15 protein-coding genes and 1 riboswitch are annotated in these 14,544 nt (G+C 40.3%); of the genes, 7 read left to right on the plus strand and 8 right to left on the minus strand.

What is annotated here, in order from left to right; genetic code table 11:
* Positions 1–28: 28 nt before the first annotated feature.
* Positions 29–1,120, minus strand: a complete 1,092-nt coding sequence (locus BLR15_RS02745) for a PLP-dependent transferase (RefSeq protein WP_092984460.1) — start codon at positions 1,118–1,120, stop codon at positions 29–31.
* A 345-nt stretch (positions 1,121–1,465) separates the two neighbouring features.
* On the opposite strand from BLR15_RS02745, the gene BLR15_RS02750 reads away from it, so the two are divergent.
* Both BLR15_RS02750 and BLR15_RS02755 read left to right on the plus strand, forming a co-directional pair.
* Positions 1,466–2,302, plus strand: a complete 837-nt coding sequence (locus BLR15_RS02750; RefSeq protein WP_092984462.1) for a hypothetical protein — start codon at positions 1,466–1,468, stop codon at positions 2,300–2,302.
* 33 nt (positions 2,303–2,335) lie between these two features.
* Positions 2,336–3,424 (plus strand): AI-2E family transporter, encoded by a 1,089-nt coding sequence (locus BLR15_RS02755; protein WP_092984464.1) that lies wholly within the window; start codon positions 2,336–2,338, stop codon positions 3,422–3,424.
* Between the two features lie 64 nt (positions 3,425–3,488).
* On the opposite strand, the gene argF is transcribed toward BLR15_RS02755, so the two are convergent.
* Positions 3,489–4,493 carry an ornithine carbamoyltransferase gene (argF, locus tag BLR15_RS02760; RefSeq protein WP_092984466.1) on the minus strand — a complete coding sequence of 335 codons (1,005 nt, stop codon included), beginning with the start codon at positions 4,491–4,493 and terminating at the stop codon, positions 3,489–3,491.
* Between the two features lie 181 nt (positions 4,494–4,674).
* Positions 4,675–5,535, minus strand: coding sequence for a prephenate dehydrogenase (locus tag BLR15_RS02765; protein ID WP_092984468.1), 861 nt, complete (start codon positions 5,533–5,535; stop codon positions 4,675–4,677).
* Positions 5,536–5,949: 414 nt separating this feature from the next.
* Here BLR15_RS02765 and aroF point away from each other — a divergent pair, with 414 nt between their 5' ends.
* Both aroF and BLR15_RS02775 read left to right on the plus strand, forming a co-directional pair.
* Positions 5,950–6,987: a 3-deoxy-7-phosphoheptulonate synthase gene (gene aroF / locus BLR15_RS02770; RefSeq protein ID WP_092984470.1), complete on the plus strand. Its 1,038-nt coding sequence runs from the start codon at positions 5,950–5,952 to the stop codon at positions 6,985–6,987.
* A gap of 18 nt (positions 6,988–7,005) precedes the next feature.
* Complete coding sequence (locus BLR15_RS02775) at positions 7,006–7,299, plus strand: chorismate mutase (protein WP_218118652.1); 294 nt, start codon at positions 7,006–7,008, stop codon at positions 7,297–7,299.
* Between the two features lie 32 nt (positions 7,300–7,331).
* Here the strand turns inward: BLR15_RS02775 and BLR15_RS02780 are convergent, their stop codons facing one another.
* From BLR15_RS02780 to BLR15_RS02790, 3 genes are all read right to left on the minus strand, one after another.
* Positions 7,332–8,249 carry a homoserine O-succinyltransferase gene (locus tag BLR15_RS02780; RefSeq protein ID WP_092984472.1) on the minus strand — a complete coding sequence of 306 codons (918 nt, stop codon included), beginning with the start codon at positions 8,247–8,249 and terminating at the stop codon, positions 7,332–7,334.
* Complete coding sequence (locus tag BLR15_RS02785) at positions 8,249–9,526, minus strand: O-acetylhomoserine aminocarboxypropyltransferase/cysteine synthase family protein (RefSeq protein ID WP_092984474.1); 1,278 nt, start codon at positions 9,524–9,526, stop codon at positions 8,249–8,251. The genes BLR15_RS02780 and BLR15_RS02785 overlap by 1 nt, the downstream gene beginning before the upstream one ends.
* Positions 9,527–9,581: 55 nt before the next feature.
* A riboswitch (SAM riboswitch) is annotated at positions 9,582–9,678 on the minus strand.
* A 140-nt stretch (positions 9,679–9,818) separates the two neighbouring features.
* Positions 9,819–11,177 (minus strand): aldehyde dehydrogenase, encoded by a 1,359-nt coding sequence (locus tag BLR15_RS02790; RefSeq protein WP_092984476.1) that lies wholly within the window; start codon positions 11,175–11,177, stop codon positions 9,819–9,821.
* Between the two features lie 255 nt (positions 11,178–11,432).
* Here BLR15_RS02790 and BLR15_RS02795 point away from each other — a divergent pair, with 255 nt between their 5' ends.
* The 3 genes from BLR15_RS02795 (at position 11,433) to BLR15_RS02805 (ending at position 13,111) form a co-directional block, all read left to right on the plus strand.
* On the plus strand, positions 11,433–11,615 hold the full coding sequence (locus BLR15_RS02795) for a hypothetical protein (RefSeq protein ID WP_092984478.1): 183 nt from the start codon (positions 11,433–11,435) through the stop codon (positions 11,613–11,615).
* 104 nt (positions 11,616–11,719) lie between these two features.
* The gene (locus BLR15_RS02800; protein WP_092984480.1) at positions 11,720–12,262 is read left to right on the plus strand and encodes an NADPH-dependent FMN reductase; all 543 of its coding nucleotides are present in this window, start codon (positions 11,720–11,722) and stop codon (positions 12,260–12,262) included.
* Positions 12,263–12,325: 63 nt separating this feature from the next.
* On the plus strand, positions 12,326–13,111 hold the full coding sequence (locus tag BLR15_RS02805; protein ID WP_092984482.1) for an N-acetylglucosaminidase: 786 nt from the start codon (positions 12,326–12,328) through the stop codon (positions 13,109–13,111).
* 34 nt (positions 13,112–13,145) lie between these two features.
* Here BLR15_RS02805 and thiE read toward each other — a convergent pair whose 3' ends face one another.
* Both thiE and thiM read right to left on the minus strand, forming a co-directional pair.
* Positions 13,146–13,769 (minus strand): thiamine phosphate synthase, encoded by a 624-nt coding sequence (gene thiE, locus BLR15_RS02810; RefSeq protein WP_092984485.1) that lies wholly within the window; start codon positions 13,767–13,769, stop codon positions 13,146–13,148.
* Entirely contained in the window at positions 13,762–14,544 is a 783-nt protein-coding gene (thiM, locus tag BLR15_RS02815; protein WP_092984487.1) for a hydroxyethylthiazole kinase, read from the minus strand. The genes thiE and thiM overlap by 8 nt, the downstream gene beginning before the upstream one ends.

Genomic DNA, 14,544 nt, shown 5'->3' on the forward strand with positions numbered 1-14,544 from the left:
CGATTCTAATTGAATCGCATCTTTTTTATTATTTTGTATGACTATTGGATAATGCCTGTTCCAAATCATTTTTTATATCTTCGTAAGATTCTATTCCGACTGACAGACGGATTAACTGTTGATCGATACCCCTGGCTTCAAGTTCTTCTTTAGGCATATCCGCATGGGTTTGTGTGTAAGGGAAAGTGATGAATGTCTCTGTTCCGCCCAGACTCTCAGCAAATGTACACAGTTTAACATTTTCAAGCAGCTGATTCACACTGTACCCTTCCTCCAGCCTTAGACTTAACATACCGGTCTGGCCTGAATACAAAACATCTTTGATTGAAGCATGATTATTAAAGTGTTCTGCGAGCTTCCCGGCATTTTCCTGTGACCTTTCCACTCTGAGATGTAATGTCTTTAACCCCCTGATCAATAAGTAGCTGTCGATTGGTGACAAAGTGGCCCCTATCATATTATGATATTCCGCCAATCTGATGCCCAAATCTTCATCGTTTACCGTTACAACACCACCCAATACATCATTATGTCCACCGATATATTTAGTAGCTGAATGAATTACTATATCAGCGCCCTGTTTAAGCGGTTGAGATAAGTATGGAGTTAGGAATGTATTATCTATAATGGTAGTAATACCGTTATCTTTAGCGATATTTATTAATGATTCCAAAGGGGCTTTCATCATGGAAGGATTTGTGATGGGTTCTATGAAAAAGGCAGTAGTACTGCTTGTCATGTGTTCCTTTATTGTATCAGTATCTGTGAAGTCTACATATTTAAACTTAATGTTGTATTGTTTTGTATAGAAATCGAACAGCCTGAATGTGCCGCCGTATAGATCGAAGCTTACCAGAATCTCATCGCCCGGTTTAAAAAGGTTGCATACCAGCTGTATAGCTGCCATACCACTTGAAGTACCGAGAGAATACTTGCCGCCTTCCAACTCTGCGAAGGCTTCTTCAAACTGAGTTCTTGTCGGGTTTTTGGTTCTGGTATAGTCAAACCCTGTCGATTCGCCTAATCTGGGGTGTTGATAAGCTGTAGCCAAGTATATTGGATTTGATGTAGCTCCTGTGTGGTCGTTCACTAATGATAATTGAGAAAGTCTTGTGTCCATTTAATACCTCCAAGTCCGATAGGATATTAGGATTAATATACAAATGATTCTGACTAAAGTCAATATGAATAAATTATAAACAATTTATTTCACCGCTGAATTATAGTATAATTAACGGTATGAAAATAAATGATTAATAATAGGTACTATTGTTGAAACGATACACATAATTTAGCTTGAATAATGCATTAAAAGCTTTCAAACTATAGTTTAATAGAAATAATAACGACGGTCGCACTATCATTATCGGAACGATACTTAAGGAATTTACAGCGACTTTGTACTGATTATTTCAGTGTAACGCCGTTATAATATATATGAATGATTAACCCGGAGGTAATAAGGATGAAAGAACTTAATCAGGCAGTTTATTACACAACTGCACAAGTAACAGAATTGGTTGACTTATCTGATCAGAATGTCAGAAAGTATGTAAGGTTACTTGAAGACAGGAAATATGAAGTGGCCAAGGATGAGCACAATAGAAGATTATTTTCAGCAAATGATGTATTGATACTGAGAGAACTGATCAAGAAGGCCAAGAAACCCGGCTACACTATTGAATCCGCTGCTGATGAGATAGTAAATGAAACCGGTGAGATTATATCATCTACAGGATATAATGTGTCAGCAGGTTCAAATGATAATGACATTAAAGAGATGTTTGCACATGTAATAGAAAGACTGGATGCAATCCAGGATGAGAATAGAGATTTAAAAGATAACATCCGGAATCTGGTAGAACGTCTGGAACAGTATGATCGATATAACTCACAACGTTATTTAGAATCAACGTTTTCTGATGATAATAACGCCGTAAAAAATGATGAAAAATCTACAAGATCAACGGAACAAGGAGATAACGAAGGGCATGACAGTAACGTAAAAAATGATGTCGGAAATTATGATATTGAAAGAACAGATAACGATATTGCTGACGTTGAGGATGATCCTTCAGAGGCTGAAGAAACACAGTCAGAACGAATCGTTGATGAAGCACCTTCCGTCAGTGAGAATTCAGAAGATAATAATATTGATATGAGTGAATATAGCAGGGAAGATAGTGAGACGACAGAAAAACAGGACGATGAAATTCAAAAGGAATACAGTCAGTCCGGTAATCAAAATGAAGGAAACAAGGAAGGGTTTTTAAGCAGTCTGTTTAAAATGTTTAAAAAATAACCTGTGATTTGAAACTGCAAAGGGGAGAGAGGTTTGACAGGTAAACGATGGTTTCAACTTGCCGTTACGATACTTTTCATACTTTTGATTATAGCGTTGTTAATGCAGGTTTCAATCATTTTCTACCCTGTTACGGCACTGCTTGATACGTTATTTATACCGTTGCTTTTTGGCGGACTTCTGTATTATATCGCATTGGCATTCCAGACACTTTTAGAAAGAAATGGATTGAATCGACTATCCAGTATTACACTGATAATACTTGTCTTCGCATTATCAGTGGGCGGAATAGGCTATTTCGCAGTACCGATGCTAGCTGAAGAAAGTCAAAAGCTGATTATGAGGTGGCCGGCTTTTCAACAGGAGTTGGAAAGTGTGGCCGGGTACATCATTTCACAGAGAGAAGCACTTCCAGGTGTAATGGCAACATTTATCGATAACTTGACAGAGGTCGTAAACGATTCTCTGTCTGGTGCGGTAACTGACATAGTAGGTGTTGTGACAAATACCTTATCTACATTATTCATGATTATTATAATCCCGTTATTCTTATTTTTTATGCTAAAAGATCATGAGAAATTCATCCCGAAAACAGCTGGGATATTTTCAGGTGAATTGAGATCATTTGTTATATCGCTTCTGATGGATATCGATGGGGTTTTAAAAGCTTTTGTCCAGGGCCAAGTAATAGCCAGCATTATTAGAGCGTTATTTTTATACATAGGATTTGTTTTGATTGATATGGATTATGGTATAATCCTTGTTATTATAGCGTTGTTTTTGAACGTTATACCTTTCATAGGCGGCTGGCTTACATTCATTATCGTCATAGTTTTCACCCTTGTTCAGTCTCCGTCAATGATAGTATGGATATGCGTTATTTTTCTTGTGAGCTACTATGTGGAAATGAAGTGGATTACCCCGTCTATCGTTACCACACAGTTGAAGATCCATCCTTTGACAGTTGTGACGCTGATTGTAGGGTCTGCAAACATTGCAGGTTTCTGGGGAATCATTTTGTCATTGCCGCTATACCTGGTATTACGTGCATTCGTCATCAATATTTATAAATATAGACATGAGATAAAAGATACGATGTTAAGTGATACGCTTAAAATATAAAAACCTCCCGATTATATTTTCATATAATCGGGAGGTTTTTATTTAGATTGCTTTACGATTCAGATCAATGGACGTTACCGCATGTGACTGCAATTAATGCTTTAATTGTGTGCATCCTGTTTTCGGCCTGGTCAAAGACTTTCGAAGCAGGGCTTCTGAAAACATCATCGGTAACTTCAAGACCATCGACATTGAATTTTTCATAAGCGAGCTTGCCTACATCTGTCGATTTATCATGAATGGCAGGCAGACAGTGTAAAAAGATGGTATCTTTTTTTCCTGTCATGTCCATTAATTTCTGATTGATCTGGTAATCAGACAACAGCTTGACTCTTTCATCGAGTGCATCTTCTTCTCCCATGGAACACCATACATCAGTATATACTGCATCGCTGTTTGCAATGCCTTTTTCAATATCTGATGTAATCAGCAGTTTGCTGCCTGAACCTTTTGCAATATCATATGCAATTTTTTGTACAGACATTGCAGGCTGCAGAGACTCCGGGGCAAGAATATTAATATTCGCACCTAAAATAGCACCTGTGACCAATAATGAATGGGAGACGTTATTTCTGCCATCACCCACAAAAGTGATTGTTTTACCTTTATATGTGCCAAGGTGTTCCTTAATCGTTAAAAAGTCTGCAAGCATCTGTGTCGGATGCCATTCATTTGTCAAAGCGTTCCAGATAGGAATGTTTGCATGCTCCCCAAGGGATTCTACAGTTGTCTGATGATCGCCTCTGTATGCAATGCCATCGAACATGGAGCCGAGCACTTTCGCCGTGTCCTCCACTGATTCTTTCGAACCCAGCTGAATATCATTTTTGTTCAGATATTCTACATTCGCACCCAGTTTGGCTGCTGCTACTGTAAATGCGGAACGTGTACGTGTAGACTGCTTTTCAAAGATCAGTGCAATATGCTTTCCGCTCATGAATCGCTGAGGGATGCCATGTTTTTCTTTCTTTTTTAAATCTGCTGCAAAGTTTATCAAAGTTTCCAAATCATCTTTGGAAAAATCGATTTCCTTTAAAAAGCTTTTTCCATAAAATTTATTGAGTTCTATTTGTTTTGCCGCCCCATGTAACCATCTCCTAAATTGTTAATAAATCATATTATACATACAAAGCATCAAATTGTAAATAAATATTTAAAATAATGCATAAAAATTCTTGGTGTGCAATAAGATAAAGAAATATTCCAAGTAAGGAAAATAAAAAGTACAGCCTGATCAGGCTGTACTTTGCTTATTCATCTGACATGTCCAGACTATGTAAGTCGTGATATCTTCTGCGGGATTCCACCATCATCTGCTCCATGGTAACAATATCCTCATCTTCAATGGCTGTAGATAATTTGTCGAGCTGCAATTTAAACTCATCAATATGTTTTTGAAGGTAATCCTTATTCATCACAAAAAGCTCCGGCCACAACTTATCGTTGATATTGGTGATTCTTGTCAGATCCCGGTAGCTGTCCCCGGTGTATTGTTTAGTATTACGGCTTATATCATCACTGTTGATTAAAGAAATCGCTATGACGTGTGCAAGCTGGCTCGTGAAGCCTATGACTTCATCATGAAATTCCGGAGAAACCTCAGTGATATTGCTGAAACCGATAAGCGTAAGAAAATCTTTCAGCCATTTTATATTATCAGGCAGATTTCTTTTGGTCGGTGTGATCAAGTAGTTGGCACCGATAAAAACTTCGCTGCTGGCATACTTTAACCCGCGATTTTCACGGCCGGCCATCGGATGGCCAAATATGAAATCAACTTTTGGAGGCAGTTTATTTTCTATTTCTTCAATGACTTTCCGTTTAACACCGGTGACATCATTAATAATCGTGTTTTCCTGGAAAAGTGAATAGTATTCTTCAATAATGTTCACAATGACTTTGGGATAGACCGCAAAAAGAATAAAGTTTGCTTTGGGGATGATATCTTTGGGATCGGTATACCCTTTCTTTATCAGACCCTGCTTTTCTGCTGTTCTGAGTGCTTCCTCATCAACGTCTATGGCATACACATCATGTCCTTTTGTATTCTTTTGTATAGCCTGCGCAAATGAGCCGCCGATATTTCCAAGGCCGATGATGACTATATTCATGTAATTCCTCCAATATGATTATACTTTTGAGTATATATCTAAAGTAAATAAACGACAAGATTTTTAAAAGTCTGAACATTTTAATATTTTGGGTTGACAAAGAAATCATTACCCAATATAATTGCAATCAACCACATTACAAATTGGAGCGATTACTATGTTGAACAGATTGACAGAACAACAAATTAATAATCGATTTTACTTTAGCTATTTTTGATGCCGTTTGTACTCATCATTGCGTACAAACGTAAAACTCACAAAAGTTTGTATCAATGATGGCTAAAGCATTTTGTAATGTCTAGCCATTTAAAATAAGTGGCTGGAGAATCGGACTTCTATATTGTTTCAACACTGCCACTTATTTATATATTAAGTGGCAGTTTTATTTTTTAAAAATTATGGGAGGTTTTTATTATGATTATTCATGTTACACACGACGCCAAAGACAGTGAGATTGATACGTTAATTTCCAATATTGAGGAAGCTGGATTTCGCGCACACCGTTCCGACGGGGAAAGAAGAACAATAATTGGACTTATTGGAGATACTTCCCGTGTCGATGAGAATGACTTTAAAAAATACAGAATAGTGAAGGCGGTATACAGAATCCAATCACCATATAAGAAGGCGAACCGAAGATTCCACGAGGATGACAGTGTTATAGATATAGATGGAGTGAAAGTGGGCGGCAGCCATTTCATGGTATGTGCCGGTCCTTGTTCGGTGGAGAATGAAGAAGATACTGTAGCACTTGCAAAAGCACTTAAAGATGCCGGTGCAAACACTTTAAGAGGCGGAGCGTTCAAGCCGCGTACTTCACCATACAGTTTCCAGGGACTGGGTATTGAAGGGCTGCGCATACTGAATACAGCTAAACAGGAAACAGGTCTGCCTATCGTATCCGAACTGATGGGTACTGAACATATTGATGAGTTTGTTGACATGGTGGATGTTATCCAGGTCGGTGCACGTAATATGTCAAACTTCGATCTGCTTAAAGCACTAGGCCAGACTAATAAGCCTGTACTTCTTAAACGTGGTATGTCTGCAACAATCCAGGAGTGGTTGATGTCGGCAGAGTACATCATGGCAGGCGGAAATGATAACGTAATCTTCTGTGAGAGAGGTATACGTACTTTTGAAACAGCGACTCGTAATACGCTTGACCTGCAGGCTGTACCGGTGATTCAGAAAGAATCGCACTTGCCGATAGTGATTGACCCTTCCCACGCTGCAGGAACAAGATACGTCATTCCTTCCATGGCTAAATCAGCTGTTGTTTCCGGTGCAAACGGACTTCAGATAGAAGTACACCAGGACCCTGAAAATGCATGGAGTGACGGCCAGCAGTGTCTGACACCTGCAGAATTCAAGGACTTGATGCAGCACATCAACATCCTTGCGGAAATGGAAGGTAAAACTATTACGAACGACCCTATCGTTCAAAAATAATGATAAGGAGGAGTACCCATGACGAAACATGATATGTTGCGTAAAGAAATTGATGAAATTGACCAGGAGTTAATGCGTCTGTTTGAACGAAGAATGCAGATATCAGAGGAGATAGCTCAATATAAATACTCAAAGGATATCGCTGTCTTTGATTCATCACGTGAGAAACAAGTGATTGATAAAAATGTGGCTCTAATAGAAAATCAGAGTTTGAAACTCTATGGTGAATTATTTATTAAAAATCTCATGGGACTCTCCAGAAAGCATCAAAATGATAGTATTAATCATATGAAAGTTTCCCACAAATCATAAAAAACTCAGGTCCAATATAGGGCCTGAGTTTTTTAATTCTCCAAATCATTTAGATCATAATATGTGTTCTGATAAGTTTCGTTCAGCCAATTATTGAATAACAGGTGGCCGTGTGATTTCCAGTTGAAGAATGGCTCATTGTTGGAGTCATCATCAGGGAAGTAATTGTGCGGTATGCCGATATCGGCTCCTTTTTCAATATCTCTGATGTACTCACTTTTCAGTGTATTGCGTTCATACTCCAAATGCCCGAATATATACAGATCCCTGCTGTCTTCAGTACTCAATATATCCGGCCCGAAATCAGGATGGACAGACAGTACTTTCAGCTCCGGGTGCCGGTCCAGAGTGGAGAAATCCATTCTGGTATGCCTTGAATGCGGCACTTCAAACTGATCATCGAAGCCCCTCATCAAAGGATGTGAGGGCAGAATGTTCTTGTATTTGAATATCCCGAACAGTTTACTGGACAGCGTGATCTTATCAAACTGATAGTAGTAGTTTAAGGCATGCTGGGCACCCCAGCATATGAAAAATCTTGAGAACACATGCGTTTCCGACCATTTGAGGATGGCTTCCAGTTCATTGATATAGTCTACCTGGTCAAAGTCCAGTTTTTCGACCGGAGCGCCTGTGACAATCATGCCGTCAAAGCGCTCCTCCTTAATTTCATCAAAAGTTCTGTAATATTTATGAAGATGACTGGTCGGGGTGTTTTTACTTTTATGTGTTTCAGTATATAAAAATTCAATGTCTATCTGCAGTGGTGTGTTGCCGAGAAGTCTTAACAGATGTAACTCCGTCTCTTCTTTTTTAGGCATCAGGTTTAAAATTAAAATTCTGATCGGACGAATGTCCTGTGTTGTTGCCCTGGAGGCATCAATTGTAAACACATTTTCCTGTTCTAATCTTTTTTTTACCGGTAATCCTTCAACTATTTTTATTGGCATTAAATCGCATCCAGACCTTTATTGATATCATCAAGTATATCATCTATATGCTCAAGACCGATAGAAAGACGCACAGTTTCGGGTTTTACGCCGCCTGCCAGCTGGTGTTCCTCGGTTAACTGAGCATGAGTTGTCGACGCCGGGTGAACCACAAGTGATTTCGCATCTCCCACGTTTGCAAGCATAGAAAACAGTTCTAGTGACTCGATGAACTTCTTGCCTGCTTCATATCCGCCTTTGACTCCGAAAGTGAATATTGCCCCTGCGCCTTTAGGCAGATACTTTTCCTGTAACTGCTTGTAAGGACTGTCGGACAGGCCGGCAAAGTCAATCCATTCAACCTTTTCATGGCCGGCCAGATAATCAGCGACTTTAGCCGCGTTTTCAACATGTCTCTCCATTCTTAATGACAGGGTTTCGAGGCCCTGGATCAGAAGGAAGGAGTTGAATGGTGAAATGGCGGCTCCTGTATCTCTTAACAGTGTCGTTCTGATTTTATATGCAAAAGCCTGATCGCCGAATGTATCTGCAAAAACCAGCCCGTGATAGGAATTATCAGGTTCGCTGAACCCCGGGTACTTTCCATTATTCCAGTCAAAGTTGCCGCCGTCGACAATGACGCCGCCGATCGATGTACCATGGCCGCCTAAAAACTTGGTAGCTGAATGAATGACGATATTTGCACCGTGTTCAATCGGACGGCAAAGGTATGGCGTGGCAAATGTATTATCTACAATCAGAACAATGTTATTATCCTGGGCGACTTTCGCCAATGCTTCCAGATCCTCGATGTTACCTTCGGGATTTCCGATTGTTTCCACGAATATCGCTTTGGTATTGTCTTTTATTTCACGTGAAACGTTATCCATATCTTTAGTATTTACTAAGGACACATCAATTCCAAATTTTTTGAAAGTGTGTGTAAATAAAGTGTGCGTTCCGCCGTAGAGGCTCGTTGTTGAAATGATGTGGTCGCCTGCATCGGCAACCCCCTGGATGGCGTAAGTGATGGCAGCCATTCCGGAAGCTACAGCAAGACCCGCTGTTCCGCCTTCCAGTTCAGCAACCCTTGTTTCAAGAGCAGCGGAAGTCGGATTCGTAATGCGTGTATATATATTTCCTGCTTCTGATAATCCGAAAAGGTTGGCGCCGTGCTCCGTGTCATCAAAAACATATGAAGTGGTCTGATAGATTGGAAGTGCACGGGACTTTGTATCAGAATCAACCACTTGACCTGAATGTAACTGCTTTGTTTCGAACTTAAAATCTTTTGACATTAACATTTCCTCCTTAGTAAATAAAAGAGCCTGCTAAATTTAGCAGACTCTTATCTGCTCATCTTCCGGGAAACCCCGGCTGGAATTGGCACCTTACTGAAAAGGTTGCCGGACTTCATCGGGCCAGACCCCTCCGTCACTCTTGATAAGCTATATTTAATATTTTTTCTAATGTTACATCCGAAAACCTTTTTTGTCAAATACTTTACAACATTAAAAATTATCTGATAAATATGCGGATGAACAGTTGGATTAACAGGAAGTAACGCACAGCGTTACTCACTGTTTCATCTTATTTCCAAATGTATTTCAATAATTTCTGAAACTTTCTATAGGTAGGATAACGCAATGGAATATCGAATAATGTCGTCTGTTTCAGAATGCTTTTGGAATGGCTGAAAGTATCGAACGAATAACGCCCGTGATATTTCCCCATACCGCTGTTTCCGCGACCGCCGAATGGCAGGTGGGGTGTCGCCAGATGATACATTGTATCGTTGATTGCACCGCCCCCGAAAGGTATACTTTTTATGACATGCTGCGCAGTTTTGTCATTTTCAGTAAAAATGTACAGCGCCAAAGGATCGGGGAGATCTCTTATATCAATCATTGCCTTCTCCAGATTATCATAGCCTAAGACGGGCAGGACCGGGCCGAATATTTCTTCTTCCATCGCAGGATGGCTGAAATCTGCATTTTGAATGATGGTCGGTTCAATCATCCGTCTGGATTTATGGCTGCGTCCGCCATAGGCAATATCTCCCTGAATGTAATTATGGACACGTTCAAAATGGTCATCATTTATAATCTGCATATAATTCTGCTGTTCAAATTCTTTATTATAAAACTTGTGTGTATAATGTTTTAAATGTTTGATCAGCTGATCTTTTACACTGTTATCGACATAAATATAATCCGTAGCAACACAAGTCTGGCCGGCATTCATGAATTTACCCCATACAATCCTTTTTGCCGCATATTTCAGATTGGCATCTTTTGTGACGATGCTTGGAGATTTACCGCCAAGCTCAAGTGTGACCGGAGTTAAATTTTTGGAAGCTGCTTCCATGACGATTTTGCCGACATGTGAACTGCCGGTATAAAATATATAATCAAAAGGCAGACTTAACAATTGCTGGTTGGTCTCGATACCACCTTCGATTGAAGCGACATATTTTTCAGGAAAGGCGAGCTCAATCACTTTTGTAATGACTTCTGACACATGGGGGGTATGTTCAGAAGGTTTCAATATGGCCGTGTTTCCTGCGCTCAGTGCGCCGACAAGCGGTGCAATAGCAAGATTGAAAGGGTAATTCCATGGAGAAATAATCAATGTAACACCGTAAGGTTCTTTATAAATCGTGGACTTTGAGCCGAAGTGTGTCACCGGTGTTTTGACATTTACAGGTTCTGCCCAGTCAGCCAAGTTTTTAAGATGGAAATTTATTTCACTGTAGACAATTCCAATTTCAGTTAAAAATGCGTCACTTTCATTTTTGTTGAAATCCGCCCTCATTGCGAACATCAGATCGTCTTCATAAAATCTTATGGCATCTTTCAGCTGTTTTAATGCTTTTATCCGTACGTCCAATGACATTGTATCCTTCGTCTGAAAAAACTGTTTCTGCTTGTTAAAGATTGATTCGTACATATCCTCACTCCCTATAAACTTATTACCCGAATTTAAAATAATTAATTAGTGCATATAGCGGAAAAAATTGCATTTTATTTATAATTTCCAATAATTAGTATTACTTAACAACAAAAGGAAATGAACATGGGCGGTAAGTTTAATCTGTTATCAGCCGGCATCTGTTTTGAATGTATTAAGCATATAGTTGAAGTTCATGGAAACTGTGATATAATTAGTTAATGATGTTTCGATACTTATGAAGAAGGTGACATTGTGAACACTGAATTGAACCTTTCACTACTCGTGAAAAAACTAACTGCATACCAGATCAGCCGAGCTGTAGGTGTCGATATGGAATTAGCACAGAAAATTGTTGACGAAGAAATTAAACTCGAAGATTTACCCGAGGATACACTGGGTAAATTACAGGAACTGAATCATAAATTGATGAGCTGAGACTTTGTTAAGTCTCTTTTTTTTACTCCTTTTGACGTATGTGATTTCAAGCATGGTAAATGTTATCATTAATGTACTAAATATCTAAATAAAGGAGCAAACTTATGAATCTGCTGATTATTTCCGGGAGTCCATTTCCAGGTTCAAGTACTGCTTTTTTAGCAGAAGAAATAAAAGCTCAGATTGAACAGCCTGAAAACCATGTGGAAATCATAGATTTGTGTCAATGGGACATTCCGTTACTCGGACATCCCGAGACAGAAGACCTGGAAAAATTGAAGCATATTGCCGGTGAGGCCGATGGCATCATAATCGGTACACCAAACTTCCATACTTCGTTTTCCGGTATATTAAAAAATGCGCTGGATCATTTATCATTTGACCAGTTTGAGGAAAAGCCTGTTGCGCTGTACTGTACGAGCGGCGGCATGAGAAACACTGATCCCCTCGCTCAGCTGAGAATTGTAATGAGAGGGCTGCATGCACTCGCTATACCGACTCAGCTTTGTGCGAGCAGTTCCGATTATAAAAAGGATGCATCGGGTAAATATGGTGAACTCAGCATTGAGATGAAGCAAAGAATAGGGAAGATGCTGGATTCATTAATATCAATTGCGGGTATGGCTGAAAGTAAGCATCAGATCTGATGCTTACTTTTTATGGCATTGGTGTAATGTCATTTAAGTTTTTAGAGGGAAAAGGTAATCAACATGTTGAATAAAGATAAAAATGATATGCCGTTATTATTGTTGAGCATCATCATGGGTGTTTTCGTCATAGCTTTTATCGTTTCTGAAACAACAGGTAACAGAAATTATCAATCAGAGTTTACTTTTGATGAAGCTGTTTCTTTACAGCTGGATAAGAACACACAGGATGTGACCATCCATGAAGGTGAGCTGACGGATGCTGATGAAGACCAGATTAGAGAATATATGAAGACTGATGAGGACCATTATCCGCTGCAGCACATGGATCTGCGTGAGAAGGTGGATGCTGATGCTGAAACATTGAATGAGATTTTGGAAGGAAGAGGCATACTCGAGAATCGCGGCGAAGCATTTTTGGAAGCCCAGAACAACTATGATATCAACGCTCTGTACCTGATCAGCCATGCCCAGCTGGAGACAGGGAATGGTCAATCAGAGCTGGCACAGGGTGTTGAAGCAGATGAGACTTATTACAATTTTTTTGGTATCGGCGCTTTTGATGAGCAGGCTGTGGAGACAGGTTCCAGTTATGCAGAGCAGGAAGGGTGGACATCGCCTGAAGCGGCTATAATGGGCGGAGCCGAATTTATCAGTGAAAACTATATTAACAATTACCAGAATACTTTATATAAGATGAGGTGGAATCCTGAAAATCCGGGGAAACATCAATACGCAACGGATATCCGCTGGCCGGTGATCATCGCTGATATCATGTCTTCCCATTATAATGATCATAACCTGGATACCGGCACGATGGAATATACAGAGTACCTCAATGACGAATAAAGCGCCGCCATTAATTTATGGGGCGCTTTAAAATTTACTCCAGGAAGTTACGGATAGTCCTGGGCACATCATCTGCCTCGGAGATTGCCGAGATGACTGCGATTCCGTCCGCTCCGTTTTCAATGCATTCATGGTAATTGTTCTCTGTAATGCCGCCGATGGCGACCATTGGCAGCTCGCCGATTTTATCCCGCATCGATTTCAGGCCGGAAACACCTGTAGCCTCTCCCGCATCATCTTTGGAAAGGGTCGGGAATATCGGACCAGTGCCGATATAATCCACATTGCCGAGGTCGCTTGCAGCAAGTTCGGCTCCGTCCCGGACGGAAAGTCCAACAATCTTATTATCAAAATAATCAGGGAGCGCCCCCGGACGCATATCATCCTGGCCGAGATGAATACCGTCGGCCTGTACTGCCATCGCCAGTTCCACATCATCATTTATGATAAAAGGAACATCATGGAGGGCAGCCATATCCTTGACGGTCAAGGCGAACTCTTTAAGTGCTTTGCCGGCCAGTGCCCCGTCACCTTTCTCCCTCATCTGGAATAAGGTGATTCCACTCTGCAATGCTTGTTCGATGACGTCCAGGCTGCGTTGTACATTACCGTTACCTGAACCGTATATAAAATAAAGTCTTAAATCATTTTTATTCATGGGATTTAACAACCTTGTCCTTTAAAATATCGTCATCGTTCGAATACAGCGAATCAATATAGTTTGGTATAAAAGTGCCGGGTCCGGCTGTGTTGTTCTCTCCCGCTGTCTCTGCACAGAGGTTATAGTAGCTGACAGCATTTTCAACAGCGTTATTTACATCGTTATTTTTGGCGATGAATGCGAGTATGACAGCACCGAGAAGGCACCCGGAACCTGTAATCCGACCCTGCAGCGGGTGACCGTTGTGAAGGGTGGATTTATGACCGTTTGCAACAACAGCATCCGTCTCACCCGTGACCAGAACCGGAATATTGAACTTATCATATGAGGTTTCTGCTATTTTAAGAGCATCGCTGTCCTCAGTCGAATCCACACCGCGTGATGTACTTTCTCCACCTGACAGCGCGAGCATCTCACTTCTGTTTCCTTTGATGAGCTGAATATCATATTTTTCTATCAGCTCATTCACAAGGTTCTTTCTGAAAGGTGATGCTCCATATCCGACAGGGTCCAGTACGACCGGGACATTATTTTTATTTGCCTGTGCAATCATTTCTGACATCAGCTCTTTTTTATGCATATCAGCTGTTCCAATGTTAATCAGCAGACCGTCTGCAACTTTCATCAGCGATTCTGCCTCTTCCTTTTCACCGCTCATGATCGGTGATGCGCCGAGTGCAATCATTCCGTTTGCAGTAAAATTTTTTACGACGTCATTTGTGATACAGACCACCAGCGGTGGTGTCTCGCGTATACTTTTTATGAATGACAT

Origin of the sequence: Lacicoccus qingdaonensis (assembly GCF_900101075.1) — a bacterium.
Classification (GTDB): domain Bacteria; phylum Bacillota; class Bacilli; order Staphylococcales; family Salinicoccaceae; genus Lacicoccus; species Lacicoccus qingdaonensis.

Excerpts from the sequence above, each read along its gene's own strand:
- BLR15_RS02745 (WP_092984460.1), bottom strand. The coding sequence starts at position 1,120 with ATGGACACAAGACTTTCTCAATTATCATTAGTGAACGACCACACAGGA.
- BLR15_RS02750 (WP_092984462.1), top strand. The coding sequence starts at position 1,466 with ATGAAAGAACTTAATCAGGCAGTTTATTACACAACTGCACAAGTAACA.
- BLR15_RS02765 (WP_092984468.1), bottom strand. The coding sequence starts at position 5,535 with ATGAATATAGTCATCATCGGCCTTGGAAATATCGGCGGCTCATTTGCG.
- aroF (WP_092984470.1), top strand. The coding sequence starts at position 5,950 with ATGATTATTCATGTTACACACGACGCCAAAGACAGTGAGATTGATACG.
- BLR15_RS02775 (WP_218118652.1), top strand. The coding sequence starts at position 7,006 with ATGACGAAACATGATATGTTGCGTAAAGAAATTGATGAAATTGACCAG.
- BLR15_RS02780 (WP_092984472.1), bottom strand. The coding sequence starts at position 8,249 with ATGCCAATAAAAATAGTTGAAGGATTACCGGTAAAAAAAAGATTAGAA.
- BLR15_RS02785 (WP_092984474.1), bottom strand. The coding sequence starts at position 9,526 with ATGTCAAAAGATTTTAAGTTCGAAACAAAGCAGTTACATTCAGGTCAA.
- BLR15_RS02790 (WP_092984476.1), bottom strand. The coding sequence starts at position 11,177 with ATGTACGAATCAATCTTTAACAAGCAGAAACAGTTTTTTCAGACGAAG.
- BLR15_RS02800 (WP_092984480.1), top strand. The coding sequence starts at position 11,720 with ATGAATCTGCTGATTATTTCCGGGAGTCCATTTCCAGGTTCAAGTACT.
- BLR15_RS02805 (WP_092984482.1), top strand. The coding sequence starts at position 12,326 with ATGTTGAATAAAGATAAAAATGATATGCCGTTATTATTGTTGAGCATC.
- thiE (WP_092984485.1), bottom strand. The coding sequence starts at position 13,769 with ATGAATAAAAATGATTTAAGACTTTATTTTATATACGGTTCAGGTAAC.
- thiM (WP_092984487.1), bottom strand. The coding sequence starts at position 14,544 with ATGTCATTCATAAAAAGTATACGCGAGACACCACCGCTGGTGGTCTGT.